At 55.2% G+C, this 23,787-nt stretch carries 21 protein-coding genes; 3 read left to right on the top strand and 18 right to left on the bottom strand.

Features of this window, described 5'->3' with window-relative positions:
• From urtB to V8L71_RS05950, 7 genes are all read right to left on the bottom strand, one after another.
• Nucleotides 1-1,635, bottom strand: coding sequence for an urea ABC transporter permease subunit UrtB (gene urtB / locus V8L71_RS05980; RefSeq protein ID WP_176303901.1), 1,635 nt, complete (start codon nt 1,633-1,635; stop codon nt 1-3).
• 105 nt (nt 1,636-1,740) lie between these two features.
• Nucleotides 1,741-3,102: an urea ABC transporter substrate-binding protein gene (gene urtA, locus V8L71_RS05975; protein ID WP_336273499.1), complete on the bottom strand. Its 1,362-nt coding sequence runs from the start codon at nt 3,100-3,102 to the stop codon at nt 1,741-1,743.
• 427 nt (nt 3,103-3,529) lie between these two features.
• The gene (locus V8L71_RS05970; protein ID WP_336273498.1) at nt 3,530-5,059 is read right to left on the bottom strand and encodes a tripartite tricarboxylate transporter permease; all 1,530 of its coding nucleotides are present in this window, start codon (nt 5,057-5,059) and stop codon (nt 3,530-3,532) included.
• Nucleotides 5,059-5,511 carry a tripartite tricarboxylate transporter TctB family protein gene (locus V8L71_RS05965; protein ID WP_336273497.1) on the bottom strand — a complete coding sequence of 151 codons (453 nt, stop codon included), beginning with the start codon at nt 5,509-5,511 and terminating at the stop codon, nt 5,059-5,061. The genes V8L71_RS05970 and V8L71_RS05965 overlap by 1 nt, the downstream gene beginning before the upstream one ends.
• Nucleotides 5,511-6,512, bottom strand: coding sequence for a Bug family tripartite tricarboxylate transporter substrate binding protein (locus V8L71_RS05960; protein WP_336273496.1), 1,002 nt, complete (start codon nt 6,510-6,512; stop codon nt 5,511-5,513). Before V8L71_RS05960 ends, V8L71_RS05965 begins: the two co-directional genes overlap by 1 nt.
• A 172-nt stretch (nt 6,513-6,684) precedes the next feature.
• The gene (locus V8L71_RS05955) at nt 6,685-7,428 is read right to left on the bottom strand and encodes a response regulator (RefSeq protein WP_336273495.1); all 744 of its coding nucleotides are present in this window, start codon (nt 7,426-7,428) and stop codon (nt 6,685-6,687) included.
• 23 nt (nt 7,429-7,451) lie between these two features.
• Nucleotides 7,452-9,146: an ATP-binding protein gene (locus tag V8L71_RS05950; protein WP_336273494.1), complete on the bottom strand. Its 1,695-nt coding sequence runs from the start codon at nt 9,144-9,146 to the stop codon at nt 7,452-7,454.
• 154 nt (nt 9,147-9,300) lie between these two features.
• Between V8L71_RS05950 and V8L71_RS05945 the strand changes: the two genes are divergently transcribed.
• Nucleotides 9,301-10,029, top strand: coding sequence for a DUF481 domain-containing protein (locus V8L71_RS05945; RefSeq protein WP_101146933.1), 729 nt, complete (start codon nt 9,301-9,303; stop codon nt 10,027-10,029).
• A 25-nt stretch (nt 10,030-10,054) separates the two neighbouring features.
• Here the strand turns inward: V8L71_RS05945 and V8L71_RS05940 are convergent, their stop codons facing one another.
• From V8L71_RS05940 to V8L71_RS05925, 4 genes are all read right to left on the bottom strand, one after another.
• Entirely contained in the window at nt 10,055-10,801 is a 747-nt protein-coding gene (locus V8L71_RS05940) for an outer membrane protein OmpK (protein WP_336273493.1), read from the bottom strand.
• A 73-nt stretch (nt 10,802-10,874) separates the two neighbouring features.
• The gene (locus tag V8L71_RS05935; protein ID WP_336273492.1) at nt 10,875-11,645 is read right to left on the bottom strand and encodes an ABC transporter permease; all 771 of its coding nucleotides are present in this window, start codon (nt 11,643-11,645) and stop codon (nt 10,875-10,877) included.
• Nucleotides 11,646-11,679: 34 nt separating this feature from the next.
• Nucleotides 11,680-12,462 carry an ABC transporter ATP-binding protein gene (locus V8L71_RS05930; protein ID WP_336273491.1) on the bottom strand — a complete coding sequence of 261 codons (783 nt, stop codon included), beginning with the start codon at nt 12,460-12,462 and terminating at the stop codon, nt 11,680-11,682.
• Nucleotides 12,463-12,464: 2 nt separating this feature from the next.
• Nucleotides 12,465-13,523 (bottom strand): ABC transporter substrate-binding protein, encoded by a 1,059-nt coding sequence (locus tag V8L71_RS05925; RefSeq protein WP_336273490.1) that lies wholly within the window; start codon nt 13,521-13,523, stop codon nt 12,465-12,467.
• Between the two features lie 391 nt (nt 13,524-13,914).
• On the opposite strand from V8L71_RS05925, the gene V8L71_RS05920 reads away from it, so the two are divergent.
• Nucleotides 13,915-15,468, top strand: a complete 1,554-nt coding sequence (locus tag V8L71_RS05920) for a BCCT family transporter (protein ID WP_336273489.1) — start codon at nt 13,915-13,917, stop codon at nt 15,466-15,468.
• Between the two features lie 28 nt (nt 15,469-15,496).
• On the opposite strand, the gene V8L71_RS05915 is transcribed toward V8L71_RS05920, so the two are convergent.
• Together V8L71_RS05915 and folK are read right to left on the bottom strand one after the other, a co-directional pair.
• Entirely contained in the window at nt 15,497-16,318 is an 822-nt protein-coding gene (locus V8L71_RS05915) for a flagellin N-terminal helical domain-containing protein (protein WP_336273488.1), read from the bottom strand.
• A gap of 74 nt (nt 16,319-16,392) precedes the next feature.
• A complete protein-coding gene (gene folK / locus V8L71_RS05910) occupies nt 16,393-16,839 on the bottom strand; it encodes a 2-amino-4-hydroxy-6-hydroxymethyldihydropteridine diphosphokinase (RefSeq protein ID WP_101146838.1) in 447 nt (148 codons plus the stop codon).
• A 173-nt stretch (nt 16,840-17,012) separates the two neighbouring features.
• Here folK and V8L71_RS05905 point away from each other — a divergent pair, with 173 nt between their 5' ends.
• A complete protein-coding gene (locus V8L71_RS05905; RefSeq protein WP_336273487.1) occupies nt 17,013-17,759 on the top strand; it encodes an SDR family NAD(P)-dependent oxidoreductase in 747 nt (248 codons plus the stop codon).
• 122 nt (nt 17,760-17,881) lie between these two features.
• Here V8L71_RS05905 and ybiO read toward each other — a convergent pair whose 3' ends face one another.
• From ybiO to trhO, 5 genes are all read right to left on the bottom strand, one after another.
• Complete coding sequence (gene ybiO / locus V8L71_RS05900) at nt 17,882-20,269, bottom strand: mechanosensitive channel protein (RefSeq protein WP_336273486.1); 2,388 nt, start codon at nt 20,267-20,269, stop codon at nt 17,882-17,884.
• Nucleotides 20,270-20,388: 119 nt separating this feature from the next.
• The gene (locus V8L71_RS05895; protein ID WP_336273485.1) at nt 20,389-20,820 is read right to left on the bottom strand and encodes a YqaA family protein; all 432 of its coding nucleotides are present in this window, start codon (nt 20,818-20,820) and stop codon (nt 20,389-20,391) included.
• 16 nt (nt 20,821-20,836) lie between these two features.
• Nucleotides 20,837-21,658 (bottom strand): IclR family transcriptional regulator, encoded by an 822-nt coding sequence (locus V8L71_RS05890; protein ID WP_336273484.1) that lies wholly within the window; start codon nt 21,656-21,658, stop codon nt 20,837-20,839.
• A 147-nt stretch (nt 21,659-21,805) separates the two neighbouring features.
• Nucleotides 21,806-22,627: an enoyl-CoA hydratase gene (locus V8L71_RS05885; protein ID WP_336269362.1), complete on the bottom strand. Its 822-nt coding sequence runs from the start codon at nt 22,625-22,627 to the stop codon at nt 21,806-21,808.
• 87 nt (nt 22,628-22,714) lie between these two features.
• Nucleotides 22,715-23,668, bottom strand: coding sequence for an oxygen-dependent tRNA uridine(34) hydroxylase TrhO (gene trhO, locus V8L71_RS05880; RefSeq protein ID WP_336269361.1), 954 nt, complete (start codon nt 23,666-23,668; stop codon nt 22,715-22,717).
• Nucleotides 23,669-23,787 lie beyond the last annotated feature (119 nt).

The following is a 23,787-nucleotide window of genomic DNA, read 5'->3' as shown; positions in this document are numbered from 1 at the left end:
TTAGCCCTCCGCAGCCCGGCCCTTCTGCGGGAAGAGTCCACGCGGGCGTTTCTGAATGAATAGGATGATGAAGACCAGCACGATGATCTTGGCCAGTACTGCGCCTGCCCAAGGTTCCAGCACTTGGTTGATGACACCCAGCGATAGCCCGGCCACCAGCGTGCCCCAGAGATTACCCACGCCGCCGAATACCACCACCATGAAGGAATCGATGATGTAGTTCTGCCCCAAGTTAGGGCCGACGTTGGTAAGCTGGGAAAGCGCGACACCGGCAAGCCCGGCCACACCGGAGCCCAGCGCAAAGGTCATGATATCAACGCGAGTGGCACGAATGCCCATGGAGCGCGCCATGGCGCGGTTCTGGGTGACAGCACGTACCTCTAGCCCCAGCCGTGTACGGCGCATAATCAGCATCAGGCCGGCAAACACCACTAGCGCAAAGCCGAGCACAACCATGCGATTGAGCGTCAGCGACAGCGCATCGTTCACTACCAATGAACCGCTCATCCACTCGGGGGTGATGACGGTACGGTTGAGTGGAGAAATCACCGTGCGCACCAACTGCTGCAAAATCAGGCTGATACCAAAGGTTGCTAGCAGCGTCTCCAGCGGGCGGCCTTTTAGGAACTGAATCACGCCGCGCTCGATCGCCACGCCTGCTAAGGCGGCAACCATAAAGCCAGCGGGAATCGATAGAATCAACGCCAAGCCCGGCTGGCCGGGCAGCAGTTGCTGCATCGCCCAGGTGGTGTAGGCGCCCAGCATCATCAGCTCGCCGTGGGCCATGTTGATCACGCCCATGACCCCGAAGGTGATCGCCAAGCCAATGGCGGCCAGCACCAGTACCGAACCAAGGCTCAAGCCGAAATAGAGGGTTTCCAGGCCGCGATTGAGCTTGAGCTGCTGCTCGATGCCCGCCAGGGAAGCGGCAGCGGCATTGGCGACGATGGGATCATCGCTATTGGCTGCCCGGCTCAACGCCACGCGAGAGCGGGGGTGAAGACTGCCGTCCAGCGCTTCAACCCCAGCCATTTCACCCGCTTCAGCGCGGTAGATCGCCACGGCTTGAGTTAGCCGGTAGCGCACCTGCTCGTCCTCTTCCTGTTCGATCAAGTCATCAAGCGTGGGCACCAGCTCACCGTCTACTTCACCTAACAGGCGCTCGGCTGAGGTGCGACGGCGCTCCACATTAGGCGAGTAGAGGTCAACGACCGCGATGGCACTGCGCAGCTGATTGCGCAGGTTGTTGTTAATGCCGATACGCTCCAGGTCACGTCGGGACATCTCGCCCAGCGCTTCGCCGGTCAGTACATCGGCTACCGGCCAGTCGCGGCCGCGGTTTTCCAATACCAGTACAAAGCGGCCGTCTTCGGTGCGCTGTAGGCGGCCATCCAGCAAGGCCTGCAACCAATCACGAGCGCGCTCATCGTCACTTTGCAAAATCGCGGTAATGGCTTCGCCTTTGGCGGTGTAAGACTCAACGTCCAGTGCTTCTAGCAATTCAAGGGCGGCACTGTCGTTAGCGCCCGTATTGTCAGAACCAGAGTTGTTAGCGGTGTCTGTTTGTGCCTGCGCGGTGAGGGTGGCCCCCAACAGCAGGAAGCAGAGCAGCGCCAAGGAAAGGAAACGCCTCATGGGGTTCTTCCTTTGGTTATTAAAAACGGTTATCTAAGAGGGAAAGATAGCGTGCTCCTTGCCGCGCCAACCATCGAACCACGGCGCGGCAAGGGAGTTTATGTCTTACTCAGCGAGTGCCGCTTCGGCTTCTTCTGCTGCGGTGCTGCCACCGCACGAGCCGTTCACGACGTTGAAGTTGCCGCACTCCATCGGCTTGCGCCAATCGGCAATCAGGTCACGCGAGCCAGGCAGGTAGTCAGACCAAGCATCGCCCGCCACGGTAGACGGCGTCTGCCACACGATGTCGAACTGGCCGTTGTCCTGAATTTCGCCAATCAGCACCGGCTTGGTGATGTGGTGGTTGGGCATCATCGCCGCATAGCCGCCGGAGAGGTTCGGCACGGTCACACCGATAATGGCGTCTTTAACGGTATCGACGTCCGTGGTGCCCGCTTTGCGAACCGCTTCGGCCCACATGTTGAAACCAATGTAGTGTGCTTCCATCGGGTCGTTGGTCACCGCCATATCGTCGCCGGTGTACTCAATCCAGGCATCGATAAAGTCGTAGTTGTCGTCGTTATCGACGCTCATGAAGTAGTTCCAGGCAGCCAAGTGGCCCACCAGCGGCCCGGTATCAATACCGGTGAGCTCCTGCTCGCCCACGGAGAAGGCGATGACCGGAATATCGGCAGCATCGATGCCCTGGTTGGAAAGCTCGGTGTAGAACGGTACGTTGGCGTCGCCGTTCACTGTCGAGATCACCGCGGTCGGTTTACCCTCTTCACCGAAACGGCGAATTTCGGCCACGATGTTCTGCCAATCGGAGTGACCGAAGGGCGTGTAGTTGACCATGATGTCCTCATCCGCGATGCCGTGTTCATCCTTGAGGAACGCTTCGAGGATACGGTTGGTGGTGCGCGGGTAGACGTAGTCGGTACCCACCAGCGCAAAGCGCTCGATACCCACTTCGTTGATTAGGTATTCAACCGCAGGAATCGCCTGCTGGTTAGGCGCCGCGCCGGTGTAGAAGACGTTTTCAGAAGACTCTTCGCCTTCATACTGCACCGGGTAGAACAGTAGACCGTTAAGCTCTTCGACAACGGGCAGTACCGATTTACGCGATACCGAGGTCCAGTTACCGAAGATGACATCAACCTCTTCCTGGGCCAGCAGCTCACGGGCACGTTCGGCAAACAGCGGCCAGTTGGAAGCAGGATCAACCACCACGGCTTCTAACTGACGGCCTAGCAAACCACCAGCTTCATTCTGCTGTTCGATAAGCATTTCGACGGTGTCTTTCAGAACAGTTTCGCTAATCGCCATGGTGCCAGAGAGGGAGTGCAGGATACCGACTTTGATCGGGTCATCGTCTTGGGCGATGGCCTGGGTGCTGGCCCCCATGACCGCGGCGGTAAGTAGCGCGGTGGCGAAACGGCCACTTGAAAGGTATCGTTGCGGGTGTGTCGAGCGTTTGAGAGTGTTCATTGTTAATCTCCTTGCACCCCTTATGAGTGGGGCTTGATGGTTGGCTTCGTACTTGGGGTTGTTGTGTTAGCTCCCCAATACGTCCACTAGCCCTTAACACCTGCAAGGGATGCGCCAGATTGGCACAACGCCCACTTATAGTTAACGAATCAGCCACTTAGTTATCTTAAAATATTCCTAATTATCGTCAAACGCACCAATATAAAGCGCAAAGCTGTTATTAGAGCACCTTAACAATGCACCAATAAGAAACACTGCACCAACTCGGTACTTAGATTAGTCTTATACAATTTAGAAACTTTATACTTACTCTTTAGTTACAAAAAGCAGTAGAAAAAAGCCTGACCATCTTTCAGAGGTACTACTTATAAAAACGGGGCGCCGACTTTCGTCGGCGCCCCGTTGCTCAAGATTGACCTCTTAAGTATCAATCGCTTTCAGGCGAGCCTGAAGAGGGTATTTTTCCCTTCATCCCACGACGTAGGAGAGGACCCACAATATAAGGCAAGATCAAGCCCAATCCAGCAAAGACCCAAAGGCCGATAGCCAGACCGCTATCCCAAAGAATCATCCAGTCGCCGTCGGAGATATCCATGGCATGGCGCAGGTTCTTCTCCATCTCAGGCCCCAGCAACAAGCCAAGAATCACTGGCACCAGCGGAATCTCAAGCTTGCGCAGAACGTAACCGCCCACCCCAAAGGCCACCATGAAGTAGAGGTCAAAGATGGTGTTACTGATCGAGTAGATACCCACGAAGGCAATCATCGTGACGATTGGCAGCAGGTACATGGGTGGTACGGACAGCAGTTTGACGAAGATGCCCACCAACGGAATGTTAAGGATCAGCAGTAAGAAGTTACCGATCAATAGCGCTGCGATCACGCCCCAGACGATGTCGGCATTCTGGGTGAACATCAACGGCCCAGGGGTGATATTGAGCGAAATCAACAACGCTAAGAGTACTGCGGTAGTACCACTACCCGGCACACCCAGGGTTAGCATGGGAACCAAAGCACCGCTCGAAGCGGCGTTGTTGCCAGCTTCGGGAGCAGCCACACCGCGCGGGTCGCCTTGTCCAAAATAACCTTTCTTACCCAACACACGTTTTTCAAGGGTATAGCTGATGAAGCTACCCAACGAAGCACCGGCGCCCGGTAGCACACCGGCAACAAACCCCAGCACCCCGCCACGGAAACTGGTGGGTAGAATGTCGCGGATATCCTTCCAAGAGAGAGAAAGCTTGTTGACCTTCATCTTCTCATTACCACCGCCAGCACGCTCCTCAATGAAGAACAACAGCTCGGAAATGGCAAACAGACCGACGATAGCAATAATGAAGTCGACACCTTCAAAGAGTTCAAGCACGCCGAAGGTGTAGCGCTGAACGCCGGTATTGTCGATACCCACCGTAGCGATCATTAGACCAATACAGGCGGCAACCACTGTTTTGATAGGGTTTTTGCCGGTGATGCCGCCTAAGGTAGCGAACGCCAGCAGGAAGAGCGCGAAATATTCTGCCGGACCGAACGTCAGGGCGAAATTAGCCAGCAGTGGCGCCAGCAGAATCAAACCAATAGTGGCGATTAGACTACCGATAAAAGAGGCCACGGCAGAGATCGCCAGCGCCTCGGAAGCCTTGCCCTTCTGGGCCATGGGATAACCATCAAGACAGGTCATCATGGCCGGTTCATCGCCGGGAATATTCAACAGAATCGATGAAATACGCCCACCGTACATGGCACCCGCATACACGGAGGTCAGCATAATCAGGGCGGTTTCTGGTGCGAGGCCCAAACTGAACGCCAGCGGAATCAGGATGGCCACACCATTGGCTGGGCCTAATCCCGGCAAGGCGCCGATCAAGGTGCCTAGAAAAGCACCCAGCAAGGCGAACATTAGGTTATGGGGCTGCAGAGCAACGCCAAAACCATCCATCAAATAACCTAGAGTTTCCATTAGTTCATCTCCAGGAATGACAACAGACCCAGCGGCAAGGCGAGATCAAGTGCAAAACTGAACAGGAAGTACACTACCACTGCCGAGACTGCCCCAGTCATGTAAGCATTGGTCGGGCGAGCTCCCATTCGCCAGCAAAGCGTCCCCACCGCCAACGTGGTGCTAATAATGAAGCCCAGCGGCTGAAGCAGCATGGCGTAAAAGATTAGCACCACTACGGCGATAATCAGCTCAATACCGGTACGGCTCCATGGCCAGGCGTTGTCAGGGTCAGGGCGTACAATCAAATAAAGGCTGGAAATTGCCAGCACCACGGCCAGCAACTTCGGAAAAGTGTCAGGGCCGACGGCTTCGGCCCCACCAAACGGTTCCGGGAACTGAGTGGCGGCCCAGCCGTACGCGACGGCCAGGACGATCATCAAGACCCCAAAGATGCGGTCGTTAAAGGTCATTACTTAATCAACCCGATATCTTTAGAAAGCTGTTCAATGTCACTGATCTGGTTGAGTACAAACTCTTCAAACTCACCAGCAGTCATGTGGAAAGGCATCAAACCGTTCTGCGCCATAACATTCTGCCACTCTTCACTCTGGTAAATAGTGTCCATGGCATCGGTCCAATACGTTTCAGCTTCTTCGGAGACATCCGCAGGCATATAAAAGCCACGCCAGTTGGGGCCAAGGGCGTCGATGCCTTGCTCACGGGCGGTGGGAATGTCAGCTAGGTCGCCGGGCAGACGCTCTTCGGAAAGCACCGCCAGCACGCGCAAATCGCCGGACTCCATAAACCCTTGGGCTTCAGTGATATCACCGGTAAAGGCGTCCACGTGCCCACCGATCACCTGGGTTAACGCTTCGCCACCATTGTTGTACGACAGGTAGGCAATGCGGGGAAGGTTCTCGACATCGGCTGCTTGAGCGGCAATCAGCACTTTAAGATGATCCCAACCACCCTTAGCGCTACCGCCAGCGAACTTAACACTGCGCGGGTCTTCTTTGAGCGATTCCATCAGTTCATTGAGATCATCAATCTCGGAATCAGCAGCCACGGCGATAATCCCGTAATCCGCCCCTAGAGCACCGATCCAATTGACCTGATCGGCAGTCAAGCCGGGGAATTGCCCTTGAGCCAGACGAGTCGTCGTGGCGGTAGATGCAGCCACCAGCAGATGGTCGTCACCGGCGCGCTTGCTTACGGTATGAGCAAACGCCACACCGCCGCCAGCTCCAGCCATGTTGATGGTTTGTACATTCGCTGGCACTAGATCAAGTTCTTGCATGACATTACCCACACTGCGGCAGGTAAAGTCCCAGCCGCCGCCCGGGTCAGATGGCGCAATGCACTCTACCTTACCTTCAGGCTCGAAGGCTGAAGCGGTACTGGAAAAGGTGGTAACAGCCGCTAGCGGCAGGGCCAGCAACGTTAAATACTTAAAGGAAGGCTTAATGATCATGGCGTTCTCCACGTGTCAGTGTTGTTGTATGGGGCGTCTTATTGTGAGACTGCACGCCGCGAACGTTAGAAGACCTCTACCCTGACCGACAAGCTTGTGCGCATAAAAGACAAAAAGTTCTTTACGGGCATTTTGTTCATTTTGTTCACGCCTACTTGCTTACAGTCAGCACTTATAGAGCATCTAGCCACTTGTGTGCCGTTTCTAACAATCGGTAGCGTCGCTCGGGCCGCCCTACATCACCATAGCCCAGCTCGGCACTCACCGCCTGCTCGGCGACCAGGAACTCTAGATAACGCCGCGCGGTCGAGCGGCTGGCGCCCATGATGCGTGCCATCTGCATGGCAGTAAGCGAGTCAGGGGCGCCAGCCAGTGAATCGATCACCCGGCGCAGCGTCAGCCGATCAATCCCTTTGGGCAGGGCTTGAGACAAGGTTTGAGTTTTAGCACGCGGCGTTTCGCCGGGCTTCAAGCGCGCCAGTACGTGATCCAACTCATCCTGGTTCATCTCGACTCGGTTGGCCAACGCCTCTCTCTCGCGACGAAAGCGGGTCAGCATCTGGGTCATCCGCGCGGCCTCAATGGGCTTGATAAGATAGTCAAATACCCCACCGCGTAGCGCTTCGCTGATGGTTTCCACTTCCCGGGCTGCGGTGACCATCACGATATCCACATGCACATGGTCGCGGCGAATCGCCCACAGCAGCTCTAAACCCTCAACGTCGGGAAGGTAGGCATCCAATAAAATCAACTGGATACTAGCGGCATGCTCCGCCATAAGCGCTTTAGCTTCGCTGCCATTGCGTGCCATACCCACTACATAAAAACCGTCGCTCTGTTCTATAAAGGCCCTGTGGATATCAGCAATGCGAAAATCGTCTTCAACGACCAAAATGCCGTACTGCCCATCAGACATTACTTTCCCCCTAGCCGTTGTGGTCACTGTTTTTGAAATTGTTGTTGAGACTGCTGCGCACACAGCGAACGGTCGAGCACTGCAATAAAGCAGGCGCCACCCAGCTCACTCTCTTCCAGCGTCACTGCGCCGCCGTACTGGCGGCAGAGCCTGGCCACCAGCGCTAGGCCAATGCCCTGGTGCTTGCCAGTTTTGGTCGAGAAACCCTCCTGGAAAATTGACTTAGCAAACTGAGCAGGTACCCCAGGCCCGTTATCTTCCACTTCGATCAGTAGCTGTTCGCCCAAATCAGTAAAAAATAACCGCACTTTGGGCTCTTCACTCGGCCCATTCAGCGCGGCGTGACAGGCGTTGTCCAGCAAGTTACCCACCACGCTCATCATCACCTCTTGACCGGTGGGCGTTAGCGGGCAAGAGAGCGAGCTTTGCTCATCGATTTCCAGCGCCACGCCGAGCTCCCGCGCGCGGGTCAGTTTACCCAGTAGCGTGCCGCTAAGCACGGCATCGGCCACGTTGCGCATTAAAAAGCTCATCTGCGCCTGGGCGCGTTCGGTTTCCTGATGGATCAGCGACAAGGCTTCCTCGATGCGCTGTAACTGCAGTAATCCGGAGATGGTGTAGAGCTTGTTGGAAAACTCATGGGCCTGGGCGCGCAGCATATCCACGTCACGACTGGCCTGGGTTAGCGCTTGGGAGAGATCGACTATCTCACGACGGCTACGGAAGGTGGCCACCGCTCCTTCAATCTCTCCTTCGTACAAAATTGGCACCCGGTTGACTACAACAGGATGATCACCCAGCCACATCTCCTGATCGAATTCCTGCTCACCGCGCCGGAGTACCTCCAGCAGCCTCGAATTGGGCACCACCTCACGGATGGGCTGTCCCAGCAGCACATGCTCGTCATCCAAGTTGAGAAAGCGCCGCGCCTGCTGGTTGACCAAAGTGATATGCCCTTCGCGGTTAACCGCCAGGATGCCTTCGTGGATCGACTGCAAAATGGCCTCTTTTTCCATCGCCAGCCGCGCAATCTCGTAGGGCTCCAGACCTAGAATGACCTTTTTAAGGTGCTGTGATAGCCAATAGGCACCGGCAAAGCCTAGGCAGATCATCAGCGCCACCAATATCCAGCCAAAGCTGTTGTAGCGCGCCACGTCCATCTCGACGCGATCCATCATAAAGCCGACGGACACCAGGCCAATAATATTGCCCTCTTCATCCCAGATAGGCGCTTTGCCACGCATGGCGGTGCCCAGTGAACCGGTAGCCTCGGAGACATAGAACTGACCATGGATCAGCGCCTGATCGTTATCTCCGCCCACCATCCGTTGTCCTATTCTTTCCGGCACGGGGTGGGAGTAGCGGATGCTCTGGGCGTTGCCTACCACGACATAGCGCGCCCCTGTTTCTTGGCGTACCCGTTCTGCCAGCGGCTGGATAATAAACGCGGGATTAGGGATATCAAATGCGTTGATAATTTGCGGCATCGACGCCACCGTTTTGGCCACCGCAAGCGCCCGTTCGCCCATCTGCTGGCTAATGATTTCCGCCTTGCGGAGATTGAGATACGTGCCCTGTGCCAGTAGCATGCCCGCCAGCAATAGCCCCACCAGCAGCATTACCTGTAGGCGAAAGCTGCGTTTGTACCAACTGCGCCTAGCGCGGGTACGGCGCCAGCGCTGCAGCTCGGCTAGTGTTCGGGGGCGAGTAGCACTCATAGATAGACTCGAAATACATGACCGCACCATTATGGCACGCGCCAGCAGACGGCGTTAATCGCCGTCAACCTAGGCCTTCGTTCGCTGATATAATGCTCGATTGCCGAAACCAAGGAGGGATGTAGTGGCTATTGTTGCGAGAATTGTTCGATGGATGCTCTTGCTGGCCTGCTGGCCACTGTGGTTAACCGCAGCCTATGCCAACCCATTTTATGCCCCACCACCGCCTAAGGAAGATGCCCCCGTATTCAGTGGTGATGCAGAGCTTGGTTTTACCCACCTTTCAGGCAATACCAACAGTCAAACCCTGATTGGCAAAACGCGGCTGACGTGGCTGACCGGCAAATTCACCTACTCTTTACGTGGTGAAGTGCGCAATGTGAGTAAGGATAACGAAACCAGCGCCGAGCAGTACCTGGTCGCAGGACGCGAACGCTATGAGCTAGATGGCCCACACTATCTATTTGGGTTTGCCCGCTGGGAGAAGGATCGCTTTGCCGGTTACGACCAGCAGTTGTCAGCGATTGGCGGTTATGGGCGCCAGATTCTTGAGAATGACACCCATACGTTGTCGCTGGAAGCGGGCCCTGGCTATCGTCATGATCGACTGCGCGATTACGACGATGAGCGCTTGATGGTGACCTACACCGCGCTGGATTACCGCTGGGAATTTTCTGACTACGCCGATATCGAGCAGGAAATGTCCCTTGAGTATACCGATCAGAACACGACGTCCCGCTCGCTAACGGCGCTCACCGCCAGGCTAAATTCAAAGCTATCGCTGCGCCTATCCCACGAAATCAAGCACAACTCGCAGCCGCCCGACGACACCAGCGAACGCACGGACAGCACCACCAGTGCGTCGCTGCTTTATCGTTGGTAGCGCCTGGACGGCGCTACCTTGACGATCAGAAGTGGAATTTAACCAGCGCGCTGACGGCGCTTTCGGTGTCCATAACATCGTCGGCAAGGCCATACTTATGGTGCCAGTACGAGTACTCGATCCCGGCGTAAAGTACGCCTGGGTGGCCGCGGTAGTGGCCCAAATCAAGTTTCAACTGCGGATTGAAATGAAACTCTGCGGCATGATCCGACGCCGCCGACGAGTAATCGATGTAGCCATCAAACAAGAAGCGCGACGCACCCAACTCGAAAGGCGCTCCCCAGGTCAGCGTCAGCTGTAGGTCATCGGCGATTTCACTGTTGTTCACGTAATAGAACGTGCTGTTGAAATACTGAGTTCCCGGCACGTCCCAGGCAAAGCTAACGCCCGTCAGGATATTGGTGGCATCGGTGCCGCCGCCAAATTCGTAAGTGCCCGCCAGCGATACGTCTTTAAGCAAACCCCGCTGCAAATCAACGCCGCTCAGCCAGCCAAGACTTAACGCCGGGGAGAATTCGCCGTACAGGTCGTCGTCACCATCGGCCCGGCCACGCCCCTGATTGCGATCCACAAACAGAAAGGTGCCACCCCAGTCGTGCACGGTGACGTTCTCAAACGTCACGTAAGTATCGGTGCGCTCCTCCCCGCCAAACGCTTGATACTGATCGCTATACAGCAGCGAGATGCTCGAGTCTGAAAATAACTTCTCAGCCGATGCAAACGGTGATATCAACATCCCAGCGACTAAACCGGCTGTGGATAAATAGTTCATGCGTTCCCCTCGTTCATAAAAGCTGACAATGCCAGCGAGTCAATACCACAACGATACGTTGCCGCTGCGGCAGTTAACGCCCTTGACCACGATGGGCCCAGGCGGTCATGCGTTTTTCTAATTGGGCAAACAGTTCGTACATCACCATGGCCATGGCGCTAATCACTAGCAGCCCGGCAAATACCAGCCCCATGCGCATTTGTGAACCGGCGCTCATCATCAGGTAGCCAATCCCTTGATTGGAAGCGACGGTTTCCGACACCACCGTGCCTACGAAGGCCAAGGTAATCGCCACTTTTAGCGAGGCAAAAAAGTACGGCAGCGAACGTGGCAAACCGACCTTCAAAAGCACATCCATGCGCCGAGCACCCAGTACGCGCAGCACGTCTTCCATCTCCGGCTCCAGTGTCGCCAGGCCAGTCGCGACGTTGACCACAATGGGGAAGAAGCAGATTAAAAAGGCGGTGAGAATCGCCGGTACCGAACCGATGCCAAACCAGACCACTAAGATCGGCACGAAAGCCACTTTGGGAATAGCGTTAAAGCCCACTAATAGTGGGTAGCAAGCGTTATACAGAAAGCGCGACGAGCCGATAATAAAGCCCAGCACGAGCCCCACGGCGACACCCAAACCAAAGCCGATCAGCGTGGTCCAGAAGGTTTGCCAGGAGTGTATGGCGATAGGTCCGGAATAGGTCACCAGCGCTTGGGCCGTCTCCAAGGCACTGGGGAAGATAAAGCTGGGCACGTCAAATACCCGCACTGTTACTTCCCAGATGATTACCAGTGCAACCACCGCAATCCAGGGCGCCAGCCTTTCCATTAACTGATTATTTTTCGTCATAAGTGCGCCTTTCATTAAGTACTGCGTGCGTTTATCAATTGCTACGGACTTCTCCAATCTGAGCTCGCAGTTCCTGAACCAGATCGATAAAGGGTTTTTGATAAGTGGTTTCCAGTGCACGGGGTCGCGGCAACTCTATGTCACGGCGCTCGATAACCCGGCCGGGGCGGCGGCTCATGATGTAGACGGTATCGGCGAGAAAGGCCGCTTCGCGCAGGTCATGGGTTACCAACACGACGGTGAAACGCTGCGCTTCCCACAGGTCGCGCAGCACGCACCACAGCTCTTCGCGGGTAAACGCATCCAGCGCACCAAACGGCTCATCGAGCATTAATAAGCGCGGCTGGTGAATCAGCGCTCGGCAAATCGACGCACGTTGCTGCATGCCACCGGAGAGCTGCCAGGGGTACTGGTCTTCATAGCCTTCAAGCCCGACTGTTTTGAGCAGCTTGCGCGCCCAACCGACAAACTCTTCACGGCGTTTGCGAAACTGATAGCGGTAGGGTTTAACGATTTCCAGCGGCAGCAAGATATTTTCGAGGGTGGTGCGCCAGGGCAGCAGATTCGCATTCTGAAACGCCATGCCCGATATTTTAAGCGGCCCGGTCACTGGCTCGCCGTCCACATTGATGGCGCCGCCAGTAGGCGATTGCAGCCCCGTACACAGCTTCATGAAGGTGGATTTACCACACCCGGATGGGCCCACGAAGGCCACAAACTCACCCTCGTGGATGCTCAAATCGATCGCTTCAATAGCATTGCCGCTGCCATCGTAGGCGTGACTCACGTTGTCAAAAGTAACAAAACCAGCCGCCATTCTTATTCGCCTTCTTGATCGAACAGTTGGCGTTCATCGCTCGGCGGGAGATAGCGTGAATCAAACACTTGATCAGGCGATGGCAGCGTCGGTAGGTCATAGGCTTCGGCAACCAACTGAATAGCGTCGCGCAAGCGCTCTTCATCAACACCGCCAACGCCATACTCGCGTGCATCCGGGGTATCTACCACGCTATTCAGGGCCAGTTTCAAGCGCCGGGTTTCCATGTCCACATCGATTAAACTATCGCGCGCTCGCACATACTCAATCGCCGCTTCTGGGTCTTCAAGCGTTTCCCCCAGGGCGCGATTGAAGGCCCGCAAAAAGCCCTGCACGGCGTCAGGATGCTCCTCAGCAAACTCATCGCTGGCGATTATGGCATTGCCGTAAAGCGGCACGCCATAATCGGAGAATGGCATGATGGTGAGTTCCTCTTCACTCATGCCACGCTCTTCAAGGTTGAGCAGGCTGGTGAAGTAGAAACCGGTGATGGCATCCACATCACCTCGGCTCAGCAGCGTTTCGCGTAGAGAGGGGTCGACGTTCTGCCATTCAACGGCGTCGGATTCCAGATCATTGGCCTCGGCAAAAATCCCCCAGGCACGGTAGCCGGTATCAAAAGCGGGCGCGGCAATGGTTTTACCGGCTAAATCCGCCGGACTTTCAATACCGCTATCTTTACGGGCAAAAACAGCCGCAGGCGTGCCGTCGTATACAATATAGACACCGCTGATGCCGGGGCCATCAGGGTTTTCGGCTAAAAATTCTACCAGCGCATTAAGATCGCCAAATCCCATTTCGTAAGCACCAGAGGCAACGCGATTAATCGCACCCGCGGAGCCGCTGCCAGAATCAATTTGTACATCAAGACCTTCATCTGCAAAGTAGCCGCGGGCTTCAGCCATTAGAAAGGGCGCCGCGGGCCCTTCAAAGCGCCAATCTAGTTGAAAGCGAATCGTTGTCTCTTCGGCCTGCCCCAGAGTAGGCAACCACAAAAAAACACTAGCGCCTGCTAGTGCAGTGCGTTTCAACCCTCGAATAACTGACAATGAAGCGTTCATAGCGAGCTCACCTTGTATACAAAAAACGTGCTGTATACTTAGCATGGACACTGCCAATTTTTAATAAAACAATTAAATTCAAATAGTTAACAGCCAGTCATATTAACTAATTGAGTATTTAGAAGATTTTTCATGCCCCAGTACTTGCTCCCAATGTCCCACATGCTTTATTAGGGTGCACTTAAATAGCATTGCGCACCAAACTAGTAACTTTATTAGACGTTGGTCTATATTGGCGTTATACTGAGCTCAGTTTCCTGTCCTCGCGCCATTCATTGAATGGCGCTTTTTTTTATCCGTAATTTCTCTGTGTTCGTGCATGACATGCTTAACGACGCACTTTGATAGGCTAGATTTCCGCTCCTTCCTGCTCCCCATAAGGTAATTTGATATGACCCAACCAAGCCCCAACGCTGAGGGCTCTCAACGGTTTTCGCTTGGCGATCCCATTGTGCTGATTTTGAGTATCGGCTTTATTGTCGCTTTTCTGGCGCTGTCGTTTTACGACGTAGCGCTGGTGGCGGATAGCATCAGCGCAGGCTTCGCGTGGACGGCATTAGTTTTAGGCAGCTACTTCCAGCTACTTCTTTTGATGACGTTCTTTATTGCCATCGGTTTAGCCATGACGCCAGCTGCAAAAGCGAAAATCGGCAATTTAGATGCACCAGAAATGAGCACGTTTAAATGGCTCTCGATCATTTTGTGCACGCTGTTGGCGGGTGGTGGCGTATTTTTTGCCGCCGGTGAGCCGGTTTATCACTTTGTAGTAACGCCCCCCGCCTTTGATAGCGAAGCGGGCACTGCCGAAGCTGTTTCTGGTGCGCTAGGCCAATCCTTTATGCACTGGGGTTTTATGGCCTGGGCGGTACTGGGGTCATTAACTGCCGTGGTTCTCGCGCATGCGCACTACGTAAAAGGCCAGCCGCTGCAACCACGTACGCTGCTCTACCCGATACTCGGTGAGCGCTTAATGCGTGGCCCACTGGGCGGTTTAGTCGACGCTTGCTGTGTGATTGCGTTGGTGGCGGGCACGGTGGGGCCCATTGGCTTTCTGGCCACTCAGGTTAGTTTTGGTCTTCATGAGCTGTTTGGCCTGCCGGAAGGCTATACCGGCCAACTGATTATTCTGGGCATACTTGCCAGCATCTACGTGCTCTCCTCCATGAGCGGCGTACATAAAGGCATTCAAATACTTAGCCGGTTTAATGTGCTGCTGGCGCTGGCCATTGGTGCGGTGATTATTGTCTTTGGCCCAACCCTGTTCCTGGTCAATAGCTACGTTTCCGGTATGGGCGCTTATATCAGCGAATTCTTTACCATGGCGACCATGACCGCTGAAACCGCCCCTGCGTGGTGGATGCAGTGGTGGACGGTGTTTTTCTTTGCTTGGTTTATCGGCTACGCACCGGTGATGGCCATTTTTGTGGCGCGAATTTCCCGCGGTCGCAGCATTCGCGAAATGATTGTGGCGGTGGCGATTCTCGCCCCTATCGCCACTACCGTTTGGTTTACCCTGCTCGGCGGCTCGGGTATCTATTACCAGCTCACTGGCGTGATTGATTTAACCGAAGCGCTTAATAACTTCCAGTTTGATGTCGCGACGCTGACCGTCGCCCAAGCGCTGCCCGGCGGCACCTGGATGGCACTGGCAATTTTAGTGCTGACGACGATTTTCGTCGCCACCACCGGCGACTCAATGAGCTACGCCATTGCTGTGGTCGGTGCGGGTCATGACAACCCCAGCCCAGTAATCCGAGCCTTCTGGGGCATCGCCATGGCGCTAATGGCAGCGGTACTGCTGTATATGGGTGCCGGTCAGATTGGCGCATTGCAGCAGTTTATCGTCATCACCGCCATTCCGGTGTCGTTGATACTGCTGCCATCGCTCTGGAATGGCCCTCAGGCGGCCTACGCCATGGCCCGCGAACAGGGCATTATTGAATAAATAAGCTGCTGCTCTACAGCTTTCTTTCCTACAGACCTTCCAGCAGGCGCAAAATCATCTGCGGCTGCTGGTTGGCCTGGGCCAACATAGCGATACCTGCTTGCTGAAGGATCTGTGCGCGAATCAGGTTTGAGACTTCCTGGGCATAATCGGCATCCTGGATGCGCGAGCGGGCGGAGGAAGTATTAACAATGCTGTTATTGAGGCCGTCAATAACGCTCTCGAATCGATTCTGTACGGCGCCCATATAGCTGCGTTGGCGATCTAGCCGCTTAATCGCCTCATCCACCCTATCAATAGGTTTTTCCGTCCCATTGCCATCATCCAGTACGCTTAAGCCTTCCAGCGCCAACCCCTGCAAGTCCATACCTTCAAAACGCACCGCGATGCTATCGCCAGCGTTCGCGCCAACCTGAATGTTTAATGATTTAGTCTCATTAACCAGTCCAATGCCATTGAAGTTACTCTGCTCGGCGATGCGGTCAATCTCTTCCAAGCGCTGGTCAATCTCGTCCTGAATCGAGACAAGATCATCAGACGAGTTGGTGCCGTTGGCCGCTTGTACGCTTAGTTCGCGAATGCGCTGCAGGTTATCGTTAATCTGATTGAGCGTGCCTTCCGCCGTTTGCACCATGGAGATGCCGTCATTGGTATTGCGAATTGCCTGAGTCATACCGTTGATTTGCGCCGTCATGCGGTTGGCAATCGCCTGTCCCGCCGGGTCATCTTTAGCACTATTGATACGCAGCCCGGATGAGAGGCGCTGCATAGCGGTCTGCATGGCTTGCTGACTGCCGCGCAGGTTATTTTGCACGGTAAGCGACATCAGGTTGGTATTAAGGCTGAGCAACGCACGCCTCCGGAGGAAGTTAACCGACCCAGACGCTGGCGGCTATAACGTTACTATCGGCCTAGCCATAAAAATCATAAGCGTTTTACTGGCTCAAGGGTGCGGCCGCTGCTAGCGAGAACTTCGTCGACCGGTACTTTGACATAGTCATGCTGGTAGTAACCCTCATCCACAACTTCCCCATCCCACGCCACCATATCGAGATCCATCGTGCGTGGCCCCGACTTAATCGCGCCGCGTACTCGACCCAACCGGTCTTCCACTTCCTTGAGATAGGCACGAAACGCTGCTTGCTCAAGTGAAGTGCTGACTAATAGTGCGGCATTTAAGAAATCAGGCTGCTGCTGATAACCTACCGGTGTTGTGCGTATCGCTTTTGAGCGCGCCAAGAGCTTGCACTCCTGGCTAAGAATCGTTAGCGCCTGATCAAAATAGTGCTCAGGGTCGATATTGGACCCCAGGGAGATCAAACATTCATGAAGGGAGACAGCCTGTTCGCTAGGCAATGTCGTGGGGGGCATGGCGACATCCTATGTTAGTGGCGTTTTCTAGGAAACATGGAACTACCCTATTGTGAGCCAGCGTTATAAATACCTCCAGGCCCCTGCCATGTTCAAGCTCTGTATAAGTTATTGACAAACGCTGCACTCACGCAGAGAGTTTTGCATATCCATAAAACGATAGGGAACGCTTTATGCATCAACAAGCTGCTTTGGTCACCGGCGGTGCCACTCGTTTGGGCCGATACTTCTCTGAAGCATTGGCCGACGCGGGGTATGACATTGCACTGCACGTTAATCGCTCCCGCGAGGAGGCTGAAGAGGTCGCCAGCGGCATTCGCGCCAAAGGACGAGAGTGTGAAATATTTCATTGCGATTTTTTAAACGACGACCTAAACGTCTTAATACAGTCGGCAAAGCAGCGTTTCCCAGGGCTTAATTTGCTGCTGAATAGCGCCTCCGCCTATGAGCCTGCACCGATTGCCGGGACGGATCTGGCGATGCTGGAAGCTCAGTTCCGAGTCAATATGTTTACCCCGCTACTGCTGACGCGCCACTTTGCCGAGGTGGTTCAAGAGGGCCAAGTGATCAATATCATTGATAACAAAGTGGCCTATCACCAATACCCGTATGCGGCATATTTACTGTCGAAAAAGAGCTTAGCGGAGATGACCCGCATGGCAGCACTGGAGTTCGCCCCGCGTATTCGCATTAATGGCCTTGCCCCCGGCGTGGTGCTGCCTGCCTCCCAGCGCACCAGTGACTATGTGCAGTGGCGTATTGAAGGCATTCCGCTGAAACAGCAGGGAGAACCCGCCCACCTTGTACAAGCACTGTATTACTTGTTGGACAATACTTTTGTAGCTGGGCAAATTCTGTTTGTCGATGGCGGGGAATCCATCAATATTGAGGGGCGACACTCGGAAAACTATACATTATAAGCATGTGTTATAAGCCGATGCTTCTTTAAGAAGCGGCAGCCCCTAACAATGAGCGTCGTTAAAACGCAACGAGGCCGCCCTAAGGCGGCCTCGCTTATGCTTACGGTGTCGTCAATCACACGCTACCTTTCATCGACGTCATCGTGGTCAGGCTTAAGATGATCAGGTTCACGGGTTTGCTGCACACTCGCCTGGCTCTCTTCCTGCTCGATGGGCTTCTCTTCCACTTCCTTCTCTTTAGCGGTTGACTCCAAGACCCGCACATTGGCAGGTGGTGTCTTCCCATTTTTGGTCTCACCAAAGTAGAGCGTGGTGTGTGGGAAGGGAATTTCAATACCCGCCGCATCAAAGCGCAACTTCACCAAGCGATTATAAGCGCGGCCAACACCCCACTGGTCGCCCGGCGTGGTTTTGATCACCACACGAATGTTCACGGAGCTATCCGCCAGGGCCACCACGCCAGCAACCGTTAGGTCAGCAAGCAGCTTATTCCCGTGCTCTTCGCTGGCTTTGAGATCTTCAAAGGCCAATTGGAGCTGCTCAATAGCTTCGTCGATGCTCTCGTTATAGCCAATACCGTATTCGCCCACATGGTTGCCATATTCACGCATGTAGTTAGATACGGTATCTACGCTTGAGAACGGCACAATGTGATAAGTGCCAGACAGGTCGCGGATGCCGACCGAGCGAATGCTGAGCCGTTCGGCGGTACCTGTCACGCCACCTACCGTGACGACATCGCCAGTGTTCATGGCATTTTCTACCTGAATAAACACCCCGGTAATAACGTCTTGCACCAGCTTCTGCGCGCCAAAACCAATCGCCAGACCGAGTACACCAGCACCGGCGATCAGCGGGCCGATATTGATGCCGATTTCCGACAGCACAATCATGCCGGTAATCGTCACCATGGCGATGGCCAGCGCATTACGGAACAGACTAAGCAGCGTTTTCGCCCGCGCGGAAGGTTCACCATAGCCGGTTTCCGGGTTGAGTTTATGCTCAATCAGGCTCGCCAGCCCCAGCCAAACCGCTAGCGCGACAATCAAAATCACCGCGACACCGACCAGTTTACCGACCAGATTGGCACCGCGTTCAGAGGCATACCAAGCGGCTAGATCAAACGCGCCCCAGGCGTTCAACACCATCATGATGACCACAATCAGAATGACGGTACGCAGCACACGCAGTGCATTGGGAACGTAACTATTCAGACGCTTTTCAAGCAACGGGAGTTTGCGCCGCAGGTCGTCTGAAAGCGTGATACGGCGGCCAATGGTCTGGGTAAGGAAGGACGACACCAGCAGTCCGACCACGATGGCGGCCAGGGACTTCAGGGTGGCAAACATCACAAATGGCAGCGCATCGCCGGGCCGCGTTAACGTCAGCACAAACACGATTAAGAAATACAGCAGCGCGAACAGGTGCCAAGTGCGGGCAAATAGCTGCAGGGAAACACGGCTGGCGGTTAAGGTTGATTTTGCCGCCATATCATTCAGGTTATTGCGTAGGCGGAGGCGGTTCTTAAGCACCACTGCCACGGCATAAATAAACGCCAACAGCATGATCAGCGTGCCGACTGCCTGGCCTAACGACGCCGCCACATAGAAATTAATCAACGGCACCACGACCATCAGGCCGTAACCTACCATGCCAATCAAGCGCGCCAACCAGCGGTTCCAATAGGACGCTTCCTGGGTCGAAATAGGCAGTAGGCGCAGCCCTTCATAGTGTGAAGAGAACAGCATCCGCACCCCGGCTTTGAGCAACTCGATCACCAGGAAGGCATTTAAGAATAGGGAGGCGCGGGTAGACAGCTCACCCGCTTCACCAATCGCAAAGGTAGCTAATAGATTGCCACCTACGTAGGAAACGCTTACCAGCAGTACATCTATCACCGCCGCAATGGCCACACAGGTAATCAAGCGCAACACGGGTGTTAAGTTACTACCGTTCAGCGACCAGCCACTGATTTTCGTAAACAGCGGCTTCGCCAAGCGCCTGAAAATCATAAACATCGCAAAGGTCGCGACAATCACCAGGCCCAGATTAATCGCCGCACTGGTGAACGCGGCCATGTCAAAGACACTATCGGCTTCTTGACCGGCGAACAGCCCGCCTACAATGCCAACCACTTGCTCAAACTGCCCGCCCACGTCGCTAACCACACGACTGGTGAGTTCGGCTAGCTGGCGCGGCAACGAGACATCCTCGGGCGCTATCTCACTGCCTTGAGCAGCGGCTTCTGGCGAAAGCTCATTGACAATTCCCTCGGGCAGCGCTGAGGCTTGACTGCGCAACATCTCAATCAACTCTTGGCGCGACTGCTCATCTTCCAATAAATTGGCCAGCGCCTCGTAAGACGTCGGTGCCGGGGCTTCTGATGATGCAGTGCCTTCGGCGCTAGCCGATTCACTCGGCGTGCTCTGTGCCATGGCTGGCGTGGCCAATAGGGCAATCATTGCCAACAGCCAGACACCTAGCCAGGGTAGTAAACGAAGTGGCTTCACACCTTAACCTCCTTTTGGGTGAGTGTTCTTTTCAATCTAACGGCTGCCTACACTCTACACTGCCTGTGCAGCTTGTTAAAAAGTTGTACAGGGTAACATGCCTTAATTAATAAGACGTTTTACTGGCACAGTGGCGCTAGCCAGTAGTGCGCGAGCAGTAATACCACAGCGTAGCGGGCGCCCTTAGCGATCACAATCCACGCCAGCGACCGCCACCAGGGCAGCCGGAACACGCCGGCCAACACGGTAAGGGGGTCGCCAATAATCGGCGCCCATGAAACCAGTAGGCTTAGCTCACCAAAGCGGTGATACCAACCCTCTGCGCGGGCTAGGCTACGTGGCGAGGCGGGAAACCAGCGGCGATCTTGAAACTGGCGGGCATAGCGGCCTAATGCCACGTTGATCATGCTACCTAGGGTATTACCCGAGGTCGCCACTAACCATAGCGCCAATGGAGACTCCCCTATACACCACAGCCGCGCCAGCCACACTTCCGACCCACCCGGTAACAGCGTCGCGCTGACTAAGGCGACAAAAAACAGGCTCAGCATCAATTAGCGAACCTCGTTAACGTGGCATCTGGCCGCCCAACTGCTGGGTGATTTCATCGGCCGTTTGTCGAACCAGTGCACCCAGCGTTAGCAGCCGCGCTTCAGGGATGCGCGCCATGGGACCTGAAACGGAAATCGCCGCCAGCGGGGTACTGTGTTCGTCAAAGACGCAGGCGGCCACACAGTGCAGGCCGATCGCGTGCTCCTCACGGTCACAGGCAAAACCCTGAGCACGAATTTGCTGGGTTTCCTCTTGCAGGGTCTCGGGCTGATAAAGCGTATTAGCGGTCACTCTTGCCAGCTCGCGGCCATCCAGCAATTGAGCGCGCTCATCATTAGGCATCCACGCCAGCAACGCCTTGCCGACTCCGGAGGCATGCAGCGGTGCGCGGGAGCCAAGACGGGTGATCATGCGCATCATCTGGGGCGACTCATGCTGGGCGAGAAACACTGCCGTTTCCCCATCGCGGATACCCAGGTTGGCGGTTTCGCCGGTTTCGGCCGTTAGGCGGCGCAAAAATGGCCGGCTGGTGGCCACGACGTCGCGCGCTTCAAGAAAGCTATTGCCGATGCGGAAGGTTTTGACATCGATTCGCCACAGGCCCTGCTCGTTCTCCTGGGTGACAAACCCCTGGCTTTGCAGTGCTTGTAACAAGCGGTGGGTGGTCGATGGCGCTAATTCGGCCATTTCCGCCACTTCCGAAAGGGCGAGCCCAAGGGGGCTCGCCGCAAGATACTCCAGCAGCGTTAAGCCGCGTACCAGCGACTGGCTGTGCCCGCCGCTGGCTTTGGCGGTATTCGCCGGACGACCGACCGTCCTGCGCTTGGCTTCACTCACCTGACTATCTCCTAAAAGGCGCTCCTACCTGAAAACGCCTTTGCTGACGGCGCCTTCCCTGAAAACATAAAGGGCGTCAGGATAACGTGCCAACACAGCCGTTGTCGCGTTTACGGAAACGAATTCCATTCATTCAATGGCGTTATCTTAGCGATGTCGCCATTGCGGTGGCCGCTTAGCCATAAACGCATCAATCCCTTCGCCCACATCCTCGGCTAACATGTTGCAGGCCATGGTTTCGCCGGCAAAGGCGTAGGCTTCATCAAGCGGCATGGCGAGCTGACGGGCAAACATGGCTTTTCCTGTTCGCACCGCCACGGCGCTTTTCGCGCAGATACTGGCGGTCAGTTCTTCCGTTGTCTCATCCAGCGCATCATCTTCGGCCACACGATTAATCAGCCCCCATTCCGCCGCCTGCTCGGCGCTAATAAACTCACCCGTCAGCAGCATTTCCATGGCACGCTTACGGGCAACGTTACGTGACAGCGCCACCGCTGGGGTGGAGCAAAACAGCCCAACGTTGATACCAGAAACAGCAAAGCGAGCGCTGCGCGCCGCCACCGCCAGATCACAGCTCGCGACCAGTTGGCAACCCGCGGCAGTGGCGATGCCCTGAACTTTAGCAATCACCGGCACAGGAAGATTCACAATGGCCTGCATCACTTCGCCACAGCGGGCAAAGAGCGTTTGGTAATAGGCTTTATCGGGGTTAGCGCGCATCTGCTTAAGATCATGGCCAGCACAGAAGGCTTTGCCTTCGGCGGCAAGTACCACACAACGCACGCTGCTATCGTCGGCGATATCGGCGAAGGCATCGTGGAGGGCTTGCAGCATGGCTTCCGAAAGCGCGTTAAAGCGCTCTGGCGCGCTCATTGTCAGCGTTGTGACGCCCTGCTGGTCAAGGCGTTGCAGGATGGTGGCAGGTGAAGATAGCTCTTCAGAAAAGGATCCGTCAGAGGTGGTGGGCATGGTGAACTCCTGAATGTGAGTAACACAGTGCCCATCAGTCTAGCGCACAAGCTTTGCGTGCAATGCTTGTGCGCTAGACCATTTTTATCAGGATTTTTTCATTAAGCGGGTATCACGGCCTAACGGGTGCGGCTCGCCGCGCGCTTTGGCGAGGTCAATTTGGCGCTGGCGTTCACGCGCAGCGTTGCGGGTTTTCTCCGGCAGCGAGTCGATGCAGTGGGGGCAGCTAATGCCCGGTTCATACGCAGATGACTGCATATCCTCGGCGGAGATCGGCATGCGGCAGGCGTGGCACTGCTCAAACTCGCCTTTGCTCAAGTCGTGGCGCACCGTCACGCGGTTATCGAACACAAAACACTCACCGCGCCATAGCGACTGCTCTTCCGGGACTTTTTCCAGATAGTTCAGCACACCACCTTTCAGGTGATAAACCTCTTCAAAGCCCTCTTTGAGCATAAAGCTGGAGGCTTTTTCGCAACGGATGCCGCCGGTGCAGAACATCGCTACTTTTTTGTGCTTTTCCGGGTCGTAGTGCTCGCGCACGTACTCGGGAAATTCGCGGAAAGTGGTGGTCTTAGGGTCTATCGCCCGCTCAAAGCTACCTATCGCCACTTCGTAATCGTTGCGGGTATCGATCACCAGCACTTCCGGGTCGGCGATGATGTCATTCCAGTTTTCCGGCTCGACGTAGGTGCCCACGGTGTCGTTGGGGTCGATATCCGGTACGCCGAGGGTAACAATCTCTTTTTTGAGTTTGACCTTGGTGCGGTAGAACGGCGTTTCGTCGCAATAGGACTCTTTGTGATCAATATCGGCCAGGCGGGGATCAGCAGTCAGCCAGGTAAGTAGGCCGTCAATGCCTTCGCGACTGCCCGCCACCGTGCCATTGATGCCCTCTTTAGCGAGCAGCAGAGTGCCTTTAACGCCGTTATCGAGCATGGTTTGGTGAAGCGGTTCGCGCAGCGCTTCGAAGTCGTTCAGGGTGACAAATTTATACAGCGCCGCGACCACAATGGGCGGCATTTGGATGGGTACTGACATGTAAAGCTCCAGGTAGTCATCCTCGTAAAGGACGGACCGGGTTATTAAGACGCGCATATTCTAGCGCAACCTGGCGCTGAAAACGTCGATTTATTCGACAGAAACGTACTGAAACCTTC

Source organism: Vreelandella indica (genome assembly GCF_037070225.1).
In the GTDB taxonomy this organism is placed as follows: domain Bacteria; phylum Pseudomonadota; class Gammaproteobacteria; order Pseudomonadales; family Halomonadaceae; genus Vreelandella; species Vreelandella arctica.
This window is presented reverse-complemented; position numbering and strand designations above follow the sequence as displayed.

Excerpts from the sequence above, each read along its gene's own strand:
- urtB (WP_176303901.1), bottom strand. The coding sequence starts at position 1,635 with ATGAGGCGTTTCCTTTCCTTGGCGCTGCTCTGCTTCCTGCTGTTGGGG.
- urtA (WP_336273499.1), bottom strand. The coding sequence starts at position 3,102 with ATGAACACTCTCAAACGCTCGACACACCCGCAACGATACCTTTCAAGT.
- V8L71_RS05970 (WP_336273498.1), bottom strand. The coding sequence starts at position 5,059 with ATGGAAACTCTAGGTTATTTGATGGATGGTTTTGGCGTTGCTCTGCAG.
- V8L71_RS05965 (WP_336273497.1), bottom strand. The coding sequence starts at position 5,511 with ATGACCTTTAACGACCGCATCTTTGGGGTCTTGATGATCGTCCTGGCC.
- V8L71_RS05960 (WP_336273496.1), bottom strand. The coding sequence starts at position 6,512 with ATGATCATTAAGCCTTCCTTTAAGTATTTAACGTTGCTGGCCCTGCCG.
- V8L71_RS05955 (WP_336273495.1), bottom strand. The coding sequence starts at position 7,428 with ATGTCTGATGGGCAGTACGGCATTTTGGTCGTTGAAGACGATTTTCGC.
- V8L71_RS05950 (WP_336273494.1), bottom strand. The coding sequence starts at position 9,146 with ATGAGTGCTACTCGCCCCCGAACACTAGCCGAGCTGCAGCGCTGGCGC.
- V8L71_RS05945 (WP_101146933.1), top strand. The coding sequence starts at position 9,301 with ATGCTCTTGCTGGCCTGCTGGCCACTGTGGTTAACCGCAGCCTATGCC.
- V8L71_RS05940 (WP_336273493.1), bottom strand. The coding sequence starts at position 10,801 with ATGAACTATTTATCCACAGCCGGTTTAGTCGCTGGGATGTTGATATCA.
- V8L71_RS05935 (WP_336273492.1), bottom strand. The coding sequence starts at position 11,645 with ATGACGAAAAATAATCAGTTAATGGAAAGGCTGGCGCCCTGGATTGCG.
- V8L71_RS05930 (WP_336273491.1), bottom strand. The coding sequence starts at position 12,462 with ATGGCGGCTGGTTTTGTTACTTTTGACAACGTGAGTCACGCCTACGAT.
- V8L71_RS05925 (WP_336273490.1), bottom strand. The coding sequence starts at position 13,523 with ATGAACGCTTCATTGTCAGTTATTCGAGGGTTGAAACGCACTGCACTA.
- V8L71_RS05920 (WP_336273489.1), top strand. The coding sequence starts at position 13,915 with ATGACCCAACCAAGCCCCAACGCTGAGGGCTCTCAACGGTTTTCGCTT.
- folK (WP_101146838.1), bottom strand. The coding sequence starts at position 16,839 with ATGCCCCCCACGACATTGCCTAGCGAACAGGCTGTCTCCCTTCATGAA.
- V8L71_RS05905 (WP_336273487.1), top strand. The coding sequence starts at position 17,013 with ATGCATCAACAAGCTGCTTTGGTCACCGGCGGTGCCACTCGTTTGGGC.
- V8L71_RS05895 (WP_336273485.1), bottom strand. The coding sequence starts at position 20,820 with ATGCTGAGCCTGTTTTTTGTCGCCTTAGTCAGCGCGACGCTGTTACCG.
- V8L71_RS05885 (WP_336269362.1), bottom strand. The coding sequence starts at position 22,627 with ATGCCCACCACCTCTGACGGATCCTTTTCTGAAGAGCTATCTTCACCT.
- trhO (WP_336269361.1), bottom strand. The coding sequence starts at position 23,668 with ATGTCAGTACCCATCCAAATGCCGCCCATTGTGGTCGCGGCGCTGTAT.